Here is a 17,970-nt window from a genome sequence, read left to right on the forward strand (position 1 = left end):
GCTGAAGACGGCATCTCTAAATGCAACCCAAATCGCGGCTGGGCGAGCAAAGGCAAAGGTTCAGGGCGGCATGCGCAGCGCTGGGCTGGGCAGGCTCGGCAACGCCATCGGGAACGGTGGCGACTTGGGCAAGCGCGGCGCGGTGCGCAGCCAGGGCGGGGGCTGGTCAGCGTCGGGGTGGGTGCACGTCCGTAGCCGGTCGGAGCGCACGGTGGGCGCGATCGAAGCCTATACCGCGGGCGCCGAGATCGCGCCGCGCAAGGGCAGGTGGTTATGGATTCCGACCGATGATATTCCCGCCCGGGTCGGCAGGCGCAGCGTCACGCCGGAAACCTATACCCGGCTCGGCTTGGCGAACAGGATCGGTCCGCTCGTGTTCGTGTTGGCCCCCAGCGGCCGCGCGTTGCTGGTCGTGAAGGGCGCGAGCCTCAGCGCTTCGGGCAAATCACGGTCGGCGAAGTCGCTTCGCAAGAATGGCGGCTTGCGGAAGGGGCAGATCGCAGCAGAGACGATCGTCGCCTTCGTGGGGATCCGGCGCACCTCTCGCGCGGCTCGGGTCGACGTGGCGGTGATCATGCGGGAAGCGCAGGCGTCGTTGCCGGGTCTGATCGATCAGCAGCTGGGGAGGCGATAGGCCGAAGCCTGGCGCGCAACCATGGAGGCCGCCGCAGCATCATGGCTGGGCTGCTATTTCCCGGCCTTGAGATAGTCTCGCACACGATCATAGGCCTGACCAACGACGGCGACGGCGATTAGTATCTGCTCCTGACAAACGCCGCGGATTCTGGACCAAGCGAGCATGGCAGTTCGGTCGCTGCGATCGATCGCGCCGTCTTCGGATAAACTCGCGAACGTCGCTGTATCAGCCATTGCCCATCCCCTTCGAGCAACAAACGTGCGGCCGGGAAGGTGGGTTGCGTTCTGCCATGTCGAAATGCGGTCAGCGGTGCCCGCAGTGGCGGAAATCCCATGTTGCAGAAATTGTGCTAGAGTTCGTGCTTACGCGAATCGGAGTTGCTCGGGATCATACGAAGGGGAGCGAGCCAATGCGAACGGCAGTCACCGTGATCTTACTTGCGTGGAGCGCTCAGGCCCAAGCGAACTATCAGGCGACGTGTTCATACAGGGACACCAACAATCAGCCGATCTGCTCCTCGGTTGCCTGTGGCGAAAGTCCCTTGAAGGCCCGGCAAGCATGCTTGCGGGATTGCCCAAGTGGGGAGATCGACAGTGTGGGTTCCTCAAGTTGCAAGATACCGGGCGCTCCGACGCCCGACGACGGGGCATTTAACATCTGCGCTTATCCCCCTCCGGCATCTGACCGCTTAGAATTTGGGCCCTCTCGAACGATCCCGCGCCTTGGCGAGGATTATCTCTATTGGTCTCTGCCCGCACCTCCACCGGGGAAAACAACGAACGTCTATTGTAAGATTCAAAACGTAACCGGCGAGGGCTGGTGTCGCAAAGATATGGGCGGCCGATGCTACACCACGGTGTATGCTCAGAACGAAATGAAGGGCTTCGGCAAAGCTAGGAAGTTGGCGGACGGAACCTACGAAATCACGCAGGCCTTTGTTAATAAGGACAAGCACACGGCGATGACCTACACCCTTGCGATCGAGAAACCGGCTCCCAAGAAGGTCAGCGGCATATCTCCCTTGGTCGCCGGGGGAGTGCTGGGGGGAGCGCTGGTAATAGCTGGCGGGCTATTCTGGAGACGCAATCGTAGTCAATGATTTCGCCCAAGCGACTGTAAGTATTTCACCCCGTTGCGTCCGTCCGCCACGGGTTGAACGTATCTGGGGCACCTTTCCAGCTGGTCTCGCCTGATCAGCGGCACGGGCTAATTCTGATCATTTGCGCTGCACAGGATCCTGATCGCACAACGCCATTAGCGGGCGTGCCAGTCGATCGAAGCCCTCGTTGCCTTTTACCAGGTCAGCGCTCAACCGGACATTTCCGAATTAAACAGCTTTTGCGACAAGGTGAGTGAAAGGCCTTCAGTCGACATCCGGACCGCAACCCAGCAAAAAATTGAGAGATTGGGGGTGGTGCGGATCGTGCACAAATTTCAGGAGTTTTGTCCCTTGCGCACGCCGCTCGACTTTAGCAGGTTCGGCTATTATGGCGTGAGCCGCTCAAGGACAGCGAGCGGAAGTAGCAAAGGATTGAGCCTGCCATGTGCGGTATCGCGGGATGGTATAGGCGCGGTGGCGAGGCGGTTCCGCTAGAAATTGTGACGCGTCAATGCGACACGATTGTTCATCGGGGCCCCAATGATCACGGCGCCTTGGTCGATGGCAATTTCGGCTTTGGAATGCGCCGGCTCAGCATCATTGATATCGCCGGTGGACATCAGCCGATCTCGACGCCCGATGGACGCTACTCGATTGTCTTCAACGGCGAGATTTATAATCATCTGGAATTGCGCTCAGAGTTGGAGGCGGCAGGCGTACGGTTTGCGACTCGCAGCGACACCGAGACGTTGCTGGCCGCCTTTGCTCACTGGCAGGACGACGCGTGGCTGCGACTGGACGGCATGTATGCCGTCGCGATCTGGGATCGGCTTAACCGAAGCCTCACGCTCGCTCGCGATCCCCTCGGGATCAAGCCGTTGTATCTGACCGAGCAGCATGGGGGCATCGCCTTCGCCTCCGAGATTCGGGCGCTGCGCCCCCTTCCTGGGCACCGCTTTGACGTGGATGAACGTGCCGTCCACGACTTTTTCAGCTACGGCCACGTGCTACGGCCGCGAACAATTTTTCAGCAAGTGCAAAGCCTCCAGCCGGGTCATTGGCTGCGGACGGGGCGCGATACTGAGACTCATCTGGAGGCCTTTTGGAAACCCCGCTTCCAAGTGCGTTCTGATGTCTCCGAGCAGGAGTGCATCGAGGAAATGCGGACCCGGCTGCGGGCAAGTGTCAAGCGGCAGATGCTGGCCGATGTCCCGGTCGGATCGTTCCTCTCCGGCGGAGTGGATTCTGCGGCTGTCACCGCGATCATGGCCGAGATTTCGCCGCAGCCGGTGAAGGCGTTCACGGTCGGATTCCCCGGCACCAGCATCGACGAGACTGATGCAGCAAGCCGAATTGCACGTCACCTTGGCTGCGAACATATCGTGCTGCCGCTGGAGCCGGAGGCGGCGGGAACCTTGCTCCCGGCCGTTCAAGCCGCATTCGACGAGCCCTGCGCAGCGACTTCAGCGGTCCCCCACTGGCACCTCTCGCGACTAGCCGCGCAGCATGTAAAGGTAGTATTGTGTGGCGAAGGCTCAGACGAGATCTTCGGCGGCTACAAGCGCCAGCGGACCGCCATGGCAGCTGCCAAATGGGCGCCCTACCTAAATGCGCTCGGGCCCATCGTCGGCGTGCTCGACCACCTTCCAGCGACGGCGTCGCAGCGATGGAACTATTTGCGTGCTAACATTCGGCGGTTCCGGCAATCCGCCGCACTCGAGAACAGCGCGCAGCGCTTCTTTGCAGGCACCCAAATCTCTTCGCCCTGGGTCCGTGAGCGCCTGTATGACCGTGACTTCTTTGCGCGTCAGGAATCCGCCAGGTCTGTTGCCGCGCTGGAACAAGAACATCTTTCCGATTTCGGCATCGATCGGCTCGATCCGTTGCAACAATTCATGCTGGCCGATCTCGTCGTGCACATGCCATCGTCCCTTCTCAACAGACTGGACCAGACCAGCATGGCTCATTCGCTGGAAGCGCGGGTGCCTTTCCTCTCTCACGGCCTCGTCGACTGGGCGATGTCGATCCCCAACGACATGAAACTTCGCGGGAAAACCGGCAAATATGTGCTTAAGAAGGCGGTCGCGCCGTGGCTGGAGAATGGAGGTCTGAGCACCCGAAAGCTTGGCTTCCAGCTTCCCTTCGCTGAGTGGTTTCGAGGCGACTTTAGCCAGTTCGCCCGTGAGGCCTGGTACGACAGCGGCGCGTCGAGTAGCGGCTTTCTCGATTCTAGGGGCGTGGATGCCTTGTTCGAGGAGCATCGTGTCGGCGCCGCGAACCACGGTCGCATTCTTTATGCTATTGCGATGTTCGGCTGCTGGTGGGAACAGAGCCTACTTGGATCGACTTCTGCAGGAAGCGCGACCGACGTGTATCGGACCTCCTAGCCGTCAGTGCGGGTCTTCAGAATTCCCCATACTGTTCTTTGCGCTCACGGATGGCGCGCCGGGCATCACGAGACATTGCGCCAGCCGCAAACATCTCATCCTCGACCGCCACGCCCATCCTGAGGTTTCGGCAGATCGGAACGTCGGCTAAGCCATAATCCGGGTCGGACGTGTCGCAGGGGCAATAGTCGGCCCAGCACTCGCTAATTGCCTCTTGCTCGTCGCCGGCGGCTTCAGTGCCAACAGACGGCTCGGGGGCGGCCTCGGTCGCTACAAGCTCAGCGCGGGCAGGGACCGGGCTCGACAGGGCAATAAGCGGCGTGACGGCGGCAGCGACATCCGTGGCGATAGGCTGGTCGACCTTGGGCTCTGCGCCGCAGCTGGCAAGCAGGATAAGTATGGCGAGTGCCGTTGCGCGCATAGCAAGACGGTAATTCATCCGCAGCCGGTTGGGTATCGCGAACTTCCGGCAACCGTTTACAGTCTCGCGGCCCGGCCCATAGCCTCGAAGAGGGTGAGACGCGCAGAAATCCGTCGATTGCGATTGTGAAACAGAGATGCTCAATGTCGCGAGGTTGATTAGCAGTTCTCAATAGTTCAATCGACGCTCAGCCGCTTGAGCTTCAGCTAGGCATCCGACGAATCGCAGAAATCTACACCACGGAAAGCGTGGGCGGTGAGCTCTTGTCGGGCTGATATGTTGCCGCATTGGTTAGGCCAAACAGAAGGTTTTCAAGTTCGCCGTGCGGAATATTCAACTCATCCGCGATGTTCGCTCGAGTAAGCCTCTGCTCCCACAGATCGTTCAGCACCATCTTCCAGAGGGTCGACGTTTCGCGCTCCATGCTGTCGGGCTCATTGTTGCCGTAGTCTGTCCGCAGCTGGATGTTGAACGACCGATACTGCCAATCCGTGATGAGGCCAATCTTGTGGAGTCGATAGGTCAGGGCAGCAGCAGAGACGCCCCACCGCTTCTTTCCGTGGAGGATCTGGCGCAGCGAATTCACGCGGGGTACCTCCGAGATTACGTCGGCCCGCGGCATAAGGAATGAGCTGGCAAAGGCGTTCGCTTCGGATTCCGCCTGCGGCCCTTGATTGGATCCGCCATGCTTATGAAGCACCAGGTGTCCGAGCTCATGCGCTGCGTCGAACCGGCTGCGCTCAGTCGTCTTGAACGTGTTGAGGAATATGAAGGGCTCATCGTTGCGCCAGCACGAAAAGGCGTCGACGTTCTTCGTGTTCTCGGCCAGCGAAAAGACACGAATGCCTTTCGCCTCAAGAAGCTTGATCAAGTTGGAAATAGGCTTTTCGCCCAGACCCCACGCCTGGCGCAGCGCACGCGCAGCGGTGGCGGGATCGCGCTCCGGACCAGCGTCGACCAGATTGGGTGAAGGCAATTCATATTTTGAATGCAACCAGTCAGACACCAGATAGGCAATTCCACCCGCCGCGATGGCGGCGTTACTTTCCCGCTTCGTCACAGACGAGAGGCTGCGGAAGCTGACAGCGTCCGCAGGGAGGACGTCTAGATCATTCCCGTAAAAGAACGCGACCGGGTATTCCAACGCCTCGGCAATTCGGAGGACGGTAGCTTCCTGCGGAACCTGCTTGCCGGTCTTAATTTGCGAGAGGCTGACAACGGTGATGTCGGCCAGCTCGGCCAAAGCGCGCGCCGTCAATCGGCGCCGATCCATGGCCAAATCCAGTCGTGCCGGATTGAATTGCATTGTCACTTCCGTGCGATCGAAAACTCATATGCACCATCGTCGTCGGGCAGGCTCACAGCCGGGCCACGGGCTTTCCAGTCGCCGTCCCGGACGATGAATATCCGTTCGAGGAACCCCTTGAAATTCCCGCCTCTGATCGCTGCCGGCAACGAAAGTTCGGCGCGCACGTCGTCTTCGTCCTCTTCGTTTACCGACACGCAGAGGAACCATAGGGTTGAGTTCAAATCGGCAATCTTCTCGGGAGCGACCTCAGGCAGCTCTTCTTCGCTGAATAGAACGCCTTGGCTCAATTTAATTGCGGTTTCTGCAGCGGGTCCTTTGCCGCTTATGGCTTGCGGGCCGCGAACTCCAATGCACGCCTGGTCGACGGACTGATACACGATCCGCATTCCCGTGGCGTCGTGAACAACCGATTCTACGCCGTCAGTGCAATCGCTGGTCCAGCCTTTCGGCAGGAAAAGGAAGCGAAGATGACGAACACCAGCCAGATAAGCCTTCAGACCGCCGGCGGTGCGCGCGTCAGCCGAAACAACATCGTTCCGGGCCGCAACCACCGCTTCAATAAGCGGCTGCACCTCGGCCGGGGTGATACCGAACGGGGCGAGGCGCTCGGAGACTTCTGCCGGCTGACGATAGATGCGAACTGCGTGCAATGGACCGCTCCTTTAATTTTCCCTGCCGCATTTGTGGCAGAGAAAATTAAAGCGCGCAAGCGGTATGCGTTGGCGGGTGGATTTTCGCCTATGCTTCACGCCGGCCCAAGAGAGGGCATTCATCTGTTTAGGGGCGACGAACAACGGGCTGCCCGCGATCGTCGCGAGTATGCACGCATTGGCAATACATGCAGATCTCTGCGTACTTTGTCCAATCGGCATGATTGAACTCGGCCTTTTCGAGCTCGGTCAGCTCCCGTTGTGCTGGTTGCGCTGCACGGCAACTGCTCGACGGGCAGCGTTTGTAGATAGCCATCGTTATGACTCCTGCAGTGCGGCGGCGATCAATGCAACCGTATCGTCGAGCGTACCTCGAACGCTAACCGTGTGGCTCTCATTAAAACGCCAGATCGGTCAGCGGCCCATCGTCGTCTGTATCGCCGTCGATCACTGGATGAGCTCGACGTTGACGTATACCGGGCTACCCTCTCGATCTGTGAAGCCGACGAGTTTCATTGCAGTTCTCGTGCCCCTGCGCGCACATACCGCGCCTCAGCTTCGCGCCTCGCAAGCACTGCGTCACGGAAGCGGGCGAACTCGCCGAGCTCCACCCGCTCTCCATCGACGCTGATGCGCGCACGCCAGCGGCTCTTGGCTCGGCGCCAGTGCACGCCGGTCTGTCCACTGCGATTGTCGACACGCATGCCGCCCCGTGGTCGGGGAGGTGAAGGGACGCGCAGGTTGCTGATGCGCAGGTCGCGGCGATCGGTACCGACGAAGCGCACTTGCCCCGCGGCCCATGCGCCGTGATGGATCGCCCAAGCGATGCGCTGAGCCTTGTATGAGCGGCTCGCGATGCTCACGGTGCGATAACCTTGGCCATCGTCAGTGTGGGCGGCGTCGGTGCCCGCATAGCGCGCATTCCACTGGTCAAGGTCAGCAGGGACGGACAGGCCATGTGTTGCCAGCGTCTCGGCGTCCCTGGGGCGCCAGGTCAGGGCACCGGTGGCCGGGTCATATGCCAAGAGGACGTGGAGGGCTTCTGGGGTGGGAATGTCATTGCGGGTCATCCGTGGCCACCTCGTGAGCGGGCGGGCGAACATGCGCCCATGTCGATGAACGCAGAATGGGCGATCAGGCGCCGAACATCAACGAAAAACGGCGGAAAACTGCGGATTTTTTTACGGGTCCTACCTGCGGGTTTTCGATCTCATATGCGCTGTGGAACCGCGAAATTCGCTTCAGCCCCGATTTTCGGAGCTCGCAACAGTTTGTCGTTTCAGTTTGCCCTGACATTCGACTGCTTTCCGCATAGTTAGTGTCAGATATGAGGGTCTAAGGGGGCGGTATGTCAGGACGTAATCGAGCGGAGCGAAACGCAGTGATCCCGCTCGCGGCTTGTTTTCTCATTGCTGCTGTAGCGCAGGCAAAACCGCCCGCAGTGAGTGCTCCAGAAGTTACTGCCCCGGTCATCAGCGAGGCCGCTAAATCGTCTGCCAAGAACGCTTCAGTTCGCAAATTCGGGTCAACCCAGAATGCTGATCGTCCTTGCGCTCCTGGCACTGAAGACCGGACCAGCGATTTGTGCGCGCAATGGAAGGCGGCCGACGCTGCTGAAGAAGCTGCTCGTTGGTCATTCTGGCAGATGGCCCTGACTGGGCTGGGTTTGCTGCTAGGCGCGATAACGATGGGGGCGGCAATAGCTGCAGCTGTCTATGCGAAACGTGCCGCCAAAGCCGCAGAAGATGCCGTGAAAACCGCTGAGACCGCTACCGACCATGCGGCCAAGGCGGCTGAAGCCGCCATTGTCGGTACAAAACAAGCGATGGAAGGGAATCGAATCGCTCGAGAATCCCAGATCGCTCAGCTTCGCCCGTACCTTTATGTGCATGAACTCAATGCGGTCTTCGGTCACTTGCTGAGTTATGATCTTATCGCAGACACTGCTGAAATTTCTTTGACCTTTAAATGCTATGGACAGTCTCCTGCGAAAAAGATCGGGCTCAATATCCGAACATTGTACGTAGAGGGCGATGTGGACGAGATTGACCCAGCGATTTGGGGAATACCGAGGCTATTGTCAGATTTGCCGCCCGGCGAGATTAGTGCGCCGCATACAGAGGTAATCGGAGATTTGACGAAATGGCACGAGTCTCTCACTACGGGGCGCGCGAGCATCGTTATCGACGGCCGCCTTCGATATGAGCTTGCCGGTGGTGGCGAGCGCATGACTTGTTTTCGCTTTCACACCAATGGCGCAGACTACGCCGAATCGCGCTTCACAAAGACGGCGAGCGGAAATGACGCGACCTAGCCAGAACGATTGGATGGAAAAAGAAAGCCGGCCCCGCGCAATTGCGGGAGCCGGCCAGTTGATCCGCGCCGAATTGCCGCCCGTGATTTAGGTGGCACGCGGAAGTTCGTAATCAGGTGAATCGGCGGTCGGCCAGAACGACCAAGGAAAAGCCGACCGCCGGACCGGGCCGGAAGCCCAAACGGCCCGATCACCCCGAAACCGAGCGGGAAAAGGACACCCGCTCGGACCCGAATTGCATTGCGAACAGCTAAGCCGCCGCCGCCCGGCGCGCGGTATCGACGGCGATCGCCATCTGGACCGGGAATTTCGCCTCAGGGCAATTGGGGACGGCGGTGAGCACATAGACTTTGTGCGCGGTGCAGCGGTCCTTCAGCATTTCCAGTAGCCCAACTACCTCGGGGGGTACGTCGACATTCTCGAACGGCACGAGATTATGTTCGCCAATCGCCGTAGCAAGAATGTCCCCAAGGGCGTTCACTTGTTTCTCGGCGCCGTAGCGGGTCGCGCCATGGATGGCCTCCGCTACAGCGTAATGCTGCGCGATGACGTTGAGCGCCGCGGCAACCTCACGCTTCCCGAGATCGAGAAGCGGTTGAAAGGCAGGGGTGATCTTTGACCGCTCATCGGACTCAGCGTTGCGGATGGCGTTGTAAGTGTCGCGCTCTCTAATGTTCAGGGCTTTGAGACCAGCGGAAAGGGCGGCCGCCTGGTCTTCGAGGTCCTTCCGATTTGATGACCCCCGAGCAGCGTCGCTGGGATCCTCTCCTCGAAGCAGCGCGGATGCTACGTGGTCACCCTGCGGGCCGACATCTTCGCGCAGTTCCTTGGCGATCTCATTGTGACGCGCTGTTGCGGTCTTTCGAGCCTCCCCGATGTCGACCAGGTCCTGTTTGAACTTTGCGTGACGCAGACCTTCTGGTTCGAGATCGAGATTGGCGAGGGCGTCAGAGACGGCGGTTATGGTTTCCACGTTCATTGATGTGTCTCCTTCGTGCTCGCTACGACCGCATAGGCTCGGTCCCAAACCGAATCGGTCTTCGCGCTCGCAGGAGACTTGCCGCAGCCAAAAGCGCGCTGATTGGCCAAGATCTGGTTCGCCTTCTCGGTTCGGAAGGCATCGCCTTGGGATGCACGAACTTCTCTCACGCCCGCGGTTGACCGTCCGAAGCGAGCCTGATTGTGAAGGATTTTGGCGGCGTTATCAGTCACGCCGCGCTGCTGGGCGATCGCACCCCACGCCTTGGACCAAGTGGCATCGGCGCGAGCCGCTCGTGCCAGATCCTGCTCTTTCGTCATGATCGCGCGGTACGAGCTGGCGTCGATTTTCCCCAGCTGTTTGACGATGCTATCGCCGCTCATTCCCTTCAAATCGGGGTCATCGAGCATGTGTAGCGCGATATCCTGCATTCCTTTGATTTTGGGGTCGTTCCTAAATGCCAGTGCAACAACTTCAGCACGCTCCAGCTTTCGAGCCGGCGGTTGCGGTGCGCTCGCGGCGGAAGGTTTTTGCGAAGCAGCCGCGGCAGATTTTCCCGCGGGCGGTGAGGGCTGCGCCGAGGTCCTGCGCTGCGTAGTCGCGAGCCGACCCTCGTAACTCTTTCCTTCCGCGGCGGCGCGGAGACGATCGCGATCGTCTGCCGTGCGGATTGAGATTTTCGATAGAGCGTTCTGGAGCCCAGCGAACCGGGGCGCGGTGGTCGTCATACGGATTTCCTTTCAATGATAATTGCTGTCGCCAATCGTTCAGAATCTGACCGACTTGCGGAAACTGATCGGGAGCGCGGCGCCTTTGCGCTCGAGGACACGGAGTGCACCGGCGATTTCGGGGGGCACGTCGACGGCGACGCGGTGCGGCAGAACGTGATCATGGCCGATCAGCGCTTTTGTCGCAGTTCGCGCCTTGCGAAGCTCAGCCTTTCCGACGCCCGTCTCCTCCGAGAGCACCGACAGGCTGGCGTAGGCTCCGACGATCACCTCAGCGGCGGCTTGCACGCGGGAGTAGATAGCCGATGCGGCGATTTCGGCTTTCGCTTGGGCAGATCGTATCGCTGACGATTGCAGCGCCTCGATCGACTTGACTAACTCGACTCGCCGTCCGTTGAGCTCGTCGACGCCAGCTTGCAGATCTGTTTGGCGTTCGCGAAGCTCAGTTTCCGAGGGTCCCAGGTCGGACGGTGTGCGATGCGCGAGCAGCGCGTCGGCCATGTGTCGCCCGGCAAGAGCGCCAGCATCTTGAAGGCTGCGCTCGACCCCCCGGATTTGGTCGTCGGCGATGGCGAGTGCAGCGTCGATTCGGCTGATCTCGCCTTGCAGGCTCTCGACCTGCGAGTTTTCCTTCGTCAAACTGAGATCGTCGAAAAGCTTCGCGATCGTGGCGGCTGGGTCGGTGTTCATGTCGTCAGGTCCTTTCTGGGGTGGTTACGTCAAGCCGCGCGCTCCAGGCGATCGGCATTCCCGCCGCCCGGGCCTTGGCTTCAGCGCGTCGGCGAAGTTCGTCGACCGCAGCGCGAAGGTGTGCGGGCCCTGGTCGACCGAAGGCGCTGACAAAGTCGGGGTCGCGGAAAAATGGGCGGTCGTGCTTGTCGGCTTCAATCCAGCTGGCAATCGCGTTGGGGAGGTCAGGGCCGCCAATCACGTCGCGGCCCCCAGGCGGATAACCCGCAGCCCAGCGCGAAGCAGCTCGAGCGCGGCGATTTCACGTTCCCGGTCAGCATTGCGTGCCTCGAACAGTCGGGCGGCCGCCCTGAGTTCGGCGTCGGTCGAGCCGGCGAAGCGGAGCAGATATTCGGGATGACACCAAAATGGCCGATGCTCGTGGTTCGCCTCGACCCAATCGGCGATATCGATCGAGCGTTGGATGCTGTCCGGGCTGAGGGTGGCCAGCATCACGCGACCCGCGCGTCGGCGGCGTTCGTGATGAACTCGTCGAGAGCTTCAGCACGAATGATGACCCGGCGCCCGATGCGGCCAGCGCGAAGGCTGCCGTCTGCAATGCGGTTCCGGATCGTGCTCGGGCTCAAGGTCGAAGCCTGCGAGGCCTCTTTGATCGAGAAAGCCTTTTTGGCGATGGCGGTGTGCATGATGTGCCTCCGTGCGCAGGTTGCGCTGTGAGGCAGAAGATGTGCGGACAAGAAATCCCCACAAAGAACTATCGCGGGATTGCGCTTTTCTGCGGGTTAGCGGCTGCTCGACCTATGGCGGCGATAGCGCTGGGGATTTCTTTCGAGGTTGGCCGCGTTGGGGGTTTCCGTGCACATCGAGCCACACCGGACGGAAATCCACGTCACGCTTGCATGCGCCCGGTCCGAAATGCCGCTGGAAATCGGCCCATGCCGATTTGCTATTGCTGCCGGGGTAAGCCCGTATCCATTTGTCGATTTCCTCCCGCGGCACTTTGCCGGGCCGATAATGGTCGACGACGTCGCGCAGCCAGAGCTGGAAAAGGGTGAGGTCGACCGTGACCCCGTCGAAGATGCGATGCTGGTACTTGTCACCGTCGCCAAGCGTCCAGCCGAGTTCGTCGCCATACGCCCAGCGCTGGTAAGCTGCAGCCGCGGGCTTGGTCGACGAGAGTACGCGCCACATAAGTCGATCAACCCGCAGCCGATCGATACCCGCGATATGTCGGCCACCGTTGCACGTCGCCGGGTAGCCTGTCGCAATCAGCTGCCGGGCCAATCCCGCATTAGCGATCAGTCGCAATACGTCGACCTCGCCGACACCCGCGGCGCGGAGACGGGCGATCGCCTCGGATAGGCGCAGCGTAAGCGCAGATTCCGGTTCGCCTTCGCTCACGGCCGACAGCTCGCGCGGACCAGACGGCGCATACGCTCGGCGGCGGTCATCGCGATCCGTTCCTTCGCAACACGACGTCGATCCACGCCAGCGTCGCCTCATACCGCGACAGATCGCCGAATAGTTGTTGGAACCGCGCGTCACTCGGGTCTGCGTCGAAATGGCGCACCAGCCAGTTCGAAGCGCGTGACCATGCCTCATATCGGCCGGGCAGTTTCTCTGCCAAGGCTTCGAGGTCTTGGGCGCCCTCGTTCATCGCTGCGGCGAAACGGGCTATTTCGCCGTGCACGAGCATCAGGTCTGCCCCTTCCATACCGGGCCATCGATCGTGAAAGCCGGGAAAATCGGGCCAATGTAGGGTGAAGGGGACGTTCGCCAACACCCAAACGGCGGCTTCGCTGGCACGCTGTCGGCGAGCCCGTGCATCGCCAATGTCGGTGACGGTCATGCTTCCACCTCGCTGCCGACGCCCAGATGCTCGGCCACGGCGCGGATCTCGTCGGCGCCCAGCGTGCCGATCATGGCGCGCAGGCGAGGGCGAGCGGGTGGGGGAAGTATCAGCGTGCGGCCCGCCCATCCGCCGCCGGCAGCGGACCATGCCGCGAGCCATCGGGCGGGGTCGAAATTGTCGGTCGTGTCATGCTGCGTTTGCATCGTGATCCTCCATGGATGCGAAGGCGTCGCGGCGGCCGAGTTCCCAATGGAGCGGCCCGCGATAGTTTTCGGGGAGATTTCGGCCGGCGCGGAACTTGCTCATCGTGCCGACGGGCATGCGGATGGCGTTCGCAATTTCGGCTGCCGTCGTTTTGCGATCAGCGATCAGCCGATTTAGGGCCGACCGCAGTTCGGAGCCCTGAGCGAACGAGTTTCCATCGGGAGTTGACTGGGAAACAACTGCATACCCTGGTAATATATGGGTTGCGGTAGCCTCAGGACGGAAACGACCCCCAAAGCCGCAGGTTTCCGTCTTTGGCGTTGCGGTAGCCTCAGTGGAAAGTTTCCTTGGCGTTGCGGTAGGCTCAGCATGTTTCCATGTTTCCACTGCGGTAGCCTCAGGGCCGATATTTCCATTTCTGGGCGTCCAGTTGCGCCATTCATTGGTCGCCTGTTGGCCTGCCGCGTCGCCGGTGGCGACAAAGGTCAGGCGATATTCGCGCGCCTTGTGCTTCAGATGATTGGCGCCGGAAACGCACTCGACGAATCCGCGATCCATAAGCTCAAGGAGCGCTGCTGAGTTCGCCCGGTGGTTCTGATTGCCGAGCGCGCGACCGAGGTTCTCGATCGAGAGCCCGATGCTTCCGTTGTTGAAGTTGTTGAACCTCTCGCCCAGCACGAGCAGCGCTGAGCGAGCCCTGTGAGATAGGCTCAGAAAAGCGGGGCTACGCAAAATCGCGCGGCTGAGGGCGAAGTAATCGCCGCCGTGGTCGGTCTTGTGGAATGTCGACCTATCCCCGTATTTCCCTTTTTTGGCCACTAGCCAGCCCGCGCATGGTCGACGATCGCCATCCCCGTCGCCTCGGCGAGGATCTTGGCGCTCATTCGGGCGAGCGGGTGGCTGCTGAACGTCTCAGGCCGTGACCACCCGTCGGGCAGGGCGTCGGGCGGCAAGATGGCAAGCCGAAACAGCGGGCCGTCGCGCTCGATAGCGATATGCGGCGCGGTCATCGGCGGCCGACCGGCGAGAGGCCAAGACGTGCGCGTCGGGCGTTGGCGAATGCTCGGCCTTCTCGCGAGCCCCAGAGCGGTTTGTACACCACGTCCATGTCGTCATCGCTTAGAACGCAACCGGCGCCGTCCAAACTGCGCGTATGAAGCACATTGCGCGGTGATCCGGTGTTGAGCTCGTCTTCGTCGCATTGGCCAGTGGGGTCGTCCTCCTCAAGGTCAGGATCGGGGTCGATCTGGTCAAGGATGTCGATGCCGATGGCGATCATGCGCTCAAGGGCCGGGCGGTTGGTCGCCGCCAGCGCGCGGAGCAAATCTGCGTCGATGACACCAGCGGCGATCGGGGCGAGGGAGGGGCTCGTCATGCCGCCCGCCGATCGGCCAACAGGCCTTCGTGCGCTGCGCCGAGTTCTTTGTGCAATCGGTCGTGGTTCTCGCGCGCCGTCCAGAGCAGCATCCAGCAGCAGCGAAGTTCGACATCGCGACCTCTCCCTTCTGGCATGCTGTCGAGGGCGTAAATGAACTTTTCGTCGATCGTTTCGAGCAGAATGCTTTGGCGCTCGTTCGCGCACAGTGTCTGCTCGAAGGCGTCCATTGGCGATTTGCTCGCCGCGGCGGATGTGGTATCGTGGTGCATCGGAAATTTCCCTCTTGAGCAGGGGTTTCGATCTGGCCGTCGATCTGGGTACCAGCCTGGTCGGCGGCCTCTTCGTTTTAGGCAGCGCTGCGGAAGGCAGCGTCGAGCTCAGATTTGCGAAAGAAGAGCTTCTTTCCCTTCTTCATCGCAGGCAGCTCGCCGATTTCAACGAGATGATAAACCGTGCGGGGCTTAGTGCCGATGTAGCTTGCCGCTCGCGTCGCCCCTTCGATCAGATCGTCACTCAGCGCCGGCGGCTCCGCAGGGCGATTCAAAACTCCATCATTCATGGCTTTCTCCTTAAGACGAATTGTCGTCCTCGTCTTAATGGACTTTTCATATGTTCCGTGCAAGACGAAATTTACAACTATCTCCGAGGACCGATTCTTGTCGATTGAGCTGACCTACGCTGAAGTAGAAGCCGTGCTAGCCGGACTGCACCATATCGCAGACGACAAGCGCGTTGCTTTCAAGGCGAGGCTGAAACATTTTCAACGGCTTAAATTTCCGGATGGGTCGAATACCGGCACGGGCAAGCGCGTCGTTTATACGATCGACATGTTCGTGAAACTGGCCTTTGCGATCGAGCTTACGCAAATCGGCATGTCTCCCAAGCGAATCGTACACATCTTACGGTTGAACTGGGAACTATGCGCAGGCTCGATCCCCCTCGCGATTACCCCGAGAGCTCATTTCGACAAATGGCAGCCACCTATCAGCCATAACAATTATGTTTGGATGCTGAGCCCGGAGTCGTTGCGCGATCTGGCGGAGGGCGGCGAAGACGACCTCGATTATTACGGGCTGCTCACCGTAATTCCCATGGCTGACTTGGAGCATAATTTGCTCGTTGGCGACGTTGGCGTGGAGGGTTGGGAACGGGACATGGGGGCTGATTATCGCCAGACGATAATCGTTCTGAGGCCATTTTTGTTCAGCCTAGTCGGACTGTTGATGGAAGTTCGCCCTGACATTTCTATCGTGGACATATGGCGCGATACGTATGAATCTTTGAGCGATCCGGTTCGGAATGGCCTTGATCGCAAGCTGGTGATCGGAGGCAATAATGGCATCAATCCGTAAGCGCACCTGGTTCGCCCCCGACGGCACCGAACGCCAATCCTGGCAGGTCGATTATCGCGACGCCGCCGGCAAGCGACGCAGCAAGCAATTCGCCAAAAAGCGCGATGCCGATGCCTTCGCCACGAAGGCAGTCTATGAGGTCAGCCAGGGCGTCCATACTCCCGACGGTGTCAGCATCACGGTCAGCAAAGCGGGCGAGAACTGGCTGGCTCGGGGCGCGCGGGAAAACTTGGAGCGGTCGACGATCACGATGTACGAGCAGCACCTGCGCTTGCACATAATCCCGTTCCTTGGCGCCAAACGGCTTAACCAGCTGACGAAGCCGATGGTCGAGGATTATCGCGACCAGCTTCTGGACAGCGGCCGGTCCCGAGCGATGGCGCGCAAGATCCTCGGCTCGCTATCGTCACTGATGAAGGAAGCCCAGCGCAAGGGTTACGTCGCCCAGAACGTGTCGGAAGATGTCGAGCTGAAGCGATCGAGCCGCGACAAGCAAAAAGTCGTGCCGCCTTCGAAAGAGCATATGCGGATGATGCTCGCCGCGGCGGAAAAAGCTCGTCCGATGGATCACCCCTTAATGATGGTGCTGCTCTTCGCGGGACTGCGCGCTTCTGAGGTTCGGGCGCTGCCATGGTGCAACATCGATTTAAAGCGCGGCCTGATCACTGTCGACCGGAAGGCCGATGCTCAAAACATCGTCGGGCAGCCAAAGTCAGCCGCTGGTCACCGTACCATTCCCGTCGGCCCCAAGGTCATTCAGACGCTGAAGAAATGGAAGCTGCAGTGCCCCAAGTCCGACCGCGATCTAGTCTTCCCGAGCGAGAAGGGGACGCCGATCTTCCACAACAACCTTGCCGTGTTTTTTCAGGAGAAGGTCCAGATCGCCGCGGGCGTGTGTCGGCCGAAGATGAAGGACGGCGAACCGCTTCTGAACGAGGATGGCGATGCCGTGCTCGAAGGCCTGTATAGCCTACACGACTTTCGCCACGCTGCGGCTTCGCTATGGATCGCCCAGCGCGTCAATGCAAAGCGCGTGTCGACCTGGATGGGTCATAGCTCAATTCAGATCACCTTCGACACCTATGGGCATCTGTTCGACGAATTGGAGGACGATGCTGAGGTCGTGGCCGCTCTTGAGGCCGGAGTATTGGGCGCCGGATAGAAGAAAGGGGATCTGTCGATGCAACATGAGTGCGGCATGAGACCAGAAAACGGCGCATTTTCGCCATTTTGAGACGGATTGCAAATCCGTGCACGCCGGTTCGATTCCGGCTCGGGCCTCCACCGAGTTTTACCTTTAAAAACAATAACTTGCCTCTTGGGAATTGCTCCCGACATTCCCGCGGGTTACGGCGATACAGTCGGCCCAATTCCGACCCAAAAGACTAGATTTTCGACGAAAATTGGTCCCGTATCAGGGGCTGAAAGGGCGGAGTATCTGCCGCTGAAAGTGCCTGCTGAAAGTGCATGTGGGGATTTGATTTATGATAATCGTTCCGGCCGACGGCTAACGTTAAGGCTCACAAGCGATGCCATCGCCATCGCCGTCCATGCCTTCTCGATTGCTGGGCTCGCCGCGATAGATTTGAGCGGTGCCTGCGGCCCGAGCATCCTTGCATCCCGACCAATGGTCGCCTCCCTGCGGCGCGCACTCTCGCACGGCGCCAGTCGCCACTGCGACCTGCTTTGTAGTCGACACAGCGGCGGCTGGCTGTTCGGGGCTCGCAAGTGCCCAACCTCTGACGGTGGCAGCGCCGATCAGTCCTAACGCGACAAGGACGCTACCCGACGACGAGCTATTCTTGTGTTCATGTCTTCGGAGATGATTGTATCGGCGGGGTCGTGACAGGTTCGTCGTTGTTTCATCCTCCTTGGGTATTCGCAAGCAACGAGTGGAGCAGTTGCAGAGCATGTCACGCGTCTCTGTTCGCTAACATCGGCGCTTTGTCTGCGCTCTCGACGATGGCCTC

24 protein-coding genes are annotated in these 17,970 nt (G+C 60.2%); 5 read left to right on the forward strand and 19 right to left on the reverse strand.

Translation table 11 applies throughout. The annotated features are described in order from the left end of the window. The first annotated feature begins 70 nt into the window (after positions 1-70). A complete protein-coding gene (locus K0M74_RS02830) occupies positions 71-634 on the forward strand; it encodes a DUF6441 family protein (RefSeq protein ID WP_293967698.1) in 564 nt (187 codons plus the stop codon). Positions 635-687: 53 nt separating this feature from the next. On the opposite strand, the gene K0M74_RS02835 is transcribed toward K0M74_RS02830, so the two are convergent. Next, positions 688-870, reverse strand: coding sequence for a hypothetical protein (locus K0M74_RS02835; protein WP_293967699.1), 183 nt, complete (start codon positions 868-870; stop codon positions 688-690). A gap of 1,309 nt (positions 871-2,179) precedes the next feature. On the opposite strand from K0M74_RS02835, the gene asnB reads away from it, so the two are divergent. Beyond that, positions 2,180-4,123, forward strand: a complete 1,944-nt coding sequence (gene asnB, locus K0M74_RS02840) for an asparagine synthase (glutamine-hydrolyzing) (RefSeq protein WP_293967701.1) — start codon at positions 2,180-2,182, stop codon at positions 4,121-4,123. Positions 4,124-4,139: 16 nt separating this feature from the next. Here the strand turns inward: asnB and K0M74_RS02845 are convergent, their stop codons facing one another. The 4 genes from K0M74_RS02845 to K0M74_RS02860 form a co-directional block, all read right to left on the reverse strand. Next, the gene (locus K0M74_RS02845) at positions 4,140-4,688 is read right to left on the reverse strand and encodes a hypothetical protein (RefSeq protein ID WP_293967703.1); all 549 of its coding nucleotides are present in this window, start codon (positions 4,686-4,688) and stop codon (positions 4,140-4,142) included. Positions 4,689-4,776: 88 nt separating this feature from the next. Beyond that, positions 4,777-5,850, reverse strand: coding sequence for an XRE family transcriptional regulator (locus K0M74_RS02850; protein WP_293967705.1), 1,074 nt, complete (start codon positions 5,848-5,850; stop codon positions 4,777-4,779). A 2-nt stretch (positions 5,851-5,852) separates the two neighbouring features. After that, positions 5,853-6,503 carry a hypothetical protein gene (locus tag K0M74_RS02855; RefSeq protein ID WP_293967708.1) on the reverse strand — a complete coding sequence of 217 codons (651 nt, stop codon included), beginning with the start codon at positions 6,501-6,503 and terminating at the stop codon, positions 5,853-5,855. A 512-nt stretch (positions 6,504-7,015) separates the two neighbouring features. Then, complete coding sequence (locus K0M74_RS02860; protein ID WP_293967711.1) at positions 7,016-7,573, reverse strand: HNH endonuclease; 558 nt, start codon at positions 7,571-7,573, stop codon at positions 7,016-7,018. Between the two features lie 311 nt (positions 7,574-7,884). Here K0M74_RS02860 and K0M74_RS02865 point away from each other — a divergent pair, with 311 nt between their 5' ends. Then, on the forward strand, positions 7,885-8,817 hold the full coding sequence (locus K0M74_RS02865) for a hypothetical protein (RefSeq protein WP_293967714.1): 933 nt from the start codon (positions 7,885-7,887) through the stop codon (positions 8,815-8,817). 250 nt (positions 8,818-9,067) lie between these two features. On the opposite strand, the gene K0M74_RS02870 is transcribed toward K0M74_RS02865, so the two are convergent. The 13 genes from K0M74_RS02870 to K0M74_RS02930 all read right to left on the reverse strand — a co-directional run bounded on the left by K0M74_RS02870 (position 9,068) and on the right by K0M74_RS02930 (position 15,207). Next, positions 9,068-9,796, reverse strand: coding sequence for a hypothetical protein (locus K0M74_RS02870; RefSeq protein ID WP_293967717.1), 729 nt, complete (start codon positions 9,794-9,796; stop codon positions 9,068-9,070). After that, on the reverse strand, positions 9,793-10,524 hold the full coding sequence (locus K0M74_RS02875) for a hypothetical protein (protein ID WP_293967720.1): 732 nt from the start codon (positions 10,522-10,524) through the stop codon (positions 9,793-9,795). The genes K0M74_RS02870 and K0M74_RS02875 overlap by 4 nt, the downstream gene beginning before the upstream one ends. Positions 10,525-10,563: 39 nt before the next feature. Continuing rightward, positions 10,564-11,214 (reverse strand): hypothetical protein, encoded by a 651-nt coding sequence (locus K0M74_RS02880; RefSeq protein WP_293967722.1) that lies wholly within the window; start codon positions 11,212-11,214, stop codon positions 10,564-10,566. 237 nt (positions 11,215-11,451) lie between these two features. Then, the gene (locus K0M74_RS02885; protein ID WP_293967725.1) at positions 11,452-11,706 is read right to left on the reverse strand and encodes a hypothetical protein; all 255 of its coding nucleotides are present in this window, start codon (positions 11,704-11,706) and stop codon (positions 11,452-11,454) included. After that, positions 11,706-11,900 carry a helix-turn-helix domain-containing protein gene (locus K0M74_RS02890; RefSeq protein WP_293967727.1) on the reverse strand — a complete coding sequence of 65 codons (195 nt, stop codon included), beginning with the start codon at positions 11,898-11,900 and terminating at the stop codon, positions 11,706-11,708. The genes K0M74_RS02885 and K0M74_RS02890 overlap by 1 nt, the downstream gene beginning before the upstream one ends. Before the next feature lie 112 nt (positions 11,901-12,012). Then, positions 12,013-12,615: a hypothetical protein gene (locus K0M74_RS02895; RefSeq protein WP_293967730.1), complete on the reverse strand. Its 603-nt coding sequence runs from the start codon at positions 12,613-12,615 to the stop codon at positions 12,013-12,015. Between the two features lie 46 nt (positions 12,616-12,661). Next, positions 12,662-13,063, reverse strand: coding sequence for a hypothetical protein (locus tag K0M74_RS02900; protein ID WP_293967733.1), 402 nt, complete (start codon positions 13,061-13,063; stop codon positions 12,662-12,664). After that, complete coding sequence (locus K0M74_RS02905; protein ID WP_293967735.1) at positions 13,060-13,269, reverse strand: hypothetical protein; 210 nt, start codon at positions 13,267-13,269, stop codon at positions 13,060-13,062. The genes K0M74_RS02900 and K0M74_RS02905 overlap by 4 nt, the downstream gene beginning before the upstream one ends. Next, positions 13,253-14,089 carry a hypothetical protein gene (locus tag K0M74_RS02910; protein ID WP_293967739.1) on the reverse strand — a complete coding sequence of 279 codons (837 nt, stop codon included), beginning with the start codon at positions 14,087-14,089 and terminating at the stop codon, positions 13,253-13,255. The genes K0M74_RS02905 and K0M74_RS02910 overlap by 17 nt, the downstream gene beginning before the upstream one ends. After that, entirely contained in the window at positions 14,089-14,280 is a 192-nt protein-coding gene (locus tag K0M74_RS02915; RefSeq protein WP_293967742.1) for a hypothetical protein, read from the reverse strand. Before K0M74_RS02915 ends, K0M74_RS02910 begins: the two co-directional genes overlap by 1 nt. Then, a complete protein-coding gene (locus tag K0M74_RS02920; RefSeq protein WP_293967745.1) occupies positions 14,277-14,645 on the reverse strand; it encodes a hypothetical protein in 369 nt (122 codons plus the stop codon). The genes K0M74_RS02915 and K0M74_RS02920 overlap by 4 nt, the downstream gene beginning before the upstream one ends. Beyond that, positions 14,642-14,917, reverse strand: coding sequence for a hypothetical protein (locus K0M74_RS02925; RefSeq protein WP_293967748.1), 276 nt, complete (start codon positions 14,915-14,917; stop codon positions 14,642-14,644). Before K0M74_RS02925 ends, K0M74_RS02920 begins: the two co-directional genes overlap by 4 nt. A 77-nt stretch (positions 14,918-14,994) precedes the next feature. Continuing rightward, on the reverse strand, positions 14,995-15,207 hold the full coding sequence (locus K0M74_RS02930) for a helix-turn-helix domain-containing protein (RefSeq protein WP_293967751.1): 213 nt from the start codon (positions 15,205-15,207) through the stop codon (positions 14,995-14,997). Between the two features lie 97 nt (positions 15,208-15,304). Here K0M74_RS02930 and K0M74_RS02935 point away from each other — a divergent pair, with 97 nt between their 5' ends. After that, entirely contained in the window at positions 15,305-16,000 is a 696-nt protein-coding gene (locus tag K0M74_RS02935; protein WP_293967755.1) for a hypothetical protein, read from the forward strand. After that, positions 15,984-17,162 carry a tyrosine-type recombinase/integrase gene (locus K0M74_RS02940; RefSeq protein ID WP_293967758.1) on the forward strand — a complete coding sequence of 393 codons (1,179 nt, stop codon included), beginning with the start codon at positions 15,984-15,986 and terminating at the stop codon, positions 17,160-17,162. The genes K0M74_RS02935 and K0M74_RS02940 overlap by 17 nt, the downstream gene beginning before the upstream one ends. A gap of 351 nt (positions 17,163-17,513) precedes the next feature. On the opposite strand, the gene K0M74_RS02945 is transcribed toward K0M74_RS02940, so the two are convergent. Continuing rightward, a complete protein-coding gene (locus K0M74_RS02945) occupies positions 17,514-17,912 on the reverse strand; it encodes an excalibur calcium-binding domain-containing protein (RefSeq protein WP_293967761.1) in 399 nt (132 codons plus the stop codon). Positions 17,913-17,970 lie beyond the last annotated feature (58 nt).

Source organism: Sphingopyxis sp., assembly GCF_019459305.1.
Lineage (GTDB): Bacteria > Pseudomonadota > Alphaproteobacteria > Sphingomonadales > Sphingomonadaceae > Sphingopyxis.

Excerpts from the sequence above, each read along its gene's own strand:
- K0M74_RS02940 (WP_293967758.1), top strand. The coding sequence starts at position 15,984 with ATGGCATCAATCCGTAAGCGCACCTGGTTCGCCCCCGACGGCACCGAA.
- K0M74_RS02860 (WP_293967711.1), bottom strand. The coding sequence starts at position 7,573 with ATGACCCGCAATGACATTCCCACCCCAGAAGCCCTCCACGTCCTCTTG.
- K0M74_RS02890 (WP_293967727.1), bottom strand. The coding sequence starts at position 11,900 with ATGCACACCGCCATCGCCAAAAAGGCTTTCTCGATCAAAGAGGCCTCG.
- K0M74_RS02885 (WP_293967725.1), bottom strand. The coding sequence starts at position 11,706 with ATGCTGGCCACCCTCAGCCCGGACAGCATCCAACGCTCGATCGATATC.
- K0M74_RS02930 (WP_293967751.1), bottom strand. The coding sequence starts at position 15,207 with ATGAATGATGGAGTTTTGAATCGCCCTGCGGAGCCGCCGGCGCTGAGT.
- K0M74_RS02850 (WP_293967705.1), bottom strand. The coding sequence starts at position 5,850 with ATGCAATTCAATCCGGCACGACTGGATTTGGCCATGGATCGGCGCCGA.
- K0M74_RS02920 (WP_293967745.1), bottom strand. The coding sequence starts at position 14,645 with ATGACGAGCCCCTCCCTCGCCCCGATCGCCGCTGGTGTCATCGACGCA.
- K0M74_RS02945 (WP_293967761.1), bottom strand. The coding sequence starts at position 17,912 with ATGCTCTGCAACTGCTCCACTCGTTGCTTGCGAATACCCAAGGAGGAT.
- K0M74_RS02870 (WP_293967717.1), bottom strand. The coding sequence starts at position 9,796 with ATGAACGTGGAAACCATAACCGCCGTCTCTGACGCCCTCGCCAATCTC.
- K0M74_RS02905 (WP_293967735.1), bottom strand. The coding sequence starts at position 13,269 with ATGCAAACGCAGCATGACACGACCGACAATTTCGACCCCGCCCGATGG.
- K0M74_RS02880 (WP_293967722.1), bottom strand. The coding sequence starts at position 11,214 with ATGAACACCGACCCAGCCGCCACGATCGCGAAGCTTTTCGACGATCTC.
- K0M74_RS02875 (WP_293967720.1), bottom strand. The coding sequence starts at position 10,524 with ATGACGACCACCGCGCCCCGGTTCGCTGGGCTCCAGAACGCTCTATCG.
- K0M74_RS02900 (WP_293967733.1), bottom strand. The coding sequence starts at position 13,063 with ATGACCGTCACCGACATTGGCGATGCACGGGCTCGCCGACAGCGTGCC.
- K0M74_RS02915 (WP_293967742.1), bottom strand. The coding sequence starts at position 14,280 with ATGACCGCGCCGCATATCGCTATCGAGCGCGACGGCCCGCTGTTTCGG.
- K0M74_RS02835 (WP_293967699.1), bottom strand. The coding sequence starts at position 870 with ATGGCTGATACAGCGACGTTCGCGAGTTTATCCGAAGACGGCGCGATC.
- K0M74_RS02925 (WP_293967748.1), bottom strand. The coding sequence starts at position 14,917 with ATGCACCACGATACCACATCCGCCGCGGCGAGCAAATCGCCAATGGAC.
- K0M74_RS02830 (WP_293967698.1), top strand. The coding sequence starts at position 71 with ATGCGCAGCGCTGGGCTGGGCAGGCTCGGCAACGCCATCGGGAACGGT.
- asnB (WP_293967701.1), top strand. The coding sequence starts at position 2,180 with ATGTGCGGTATCGCGGGATGGTATAGGCGCGGTGGCGAGGCGGTTCCG.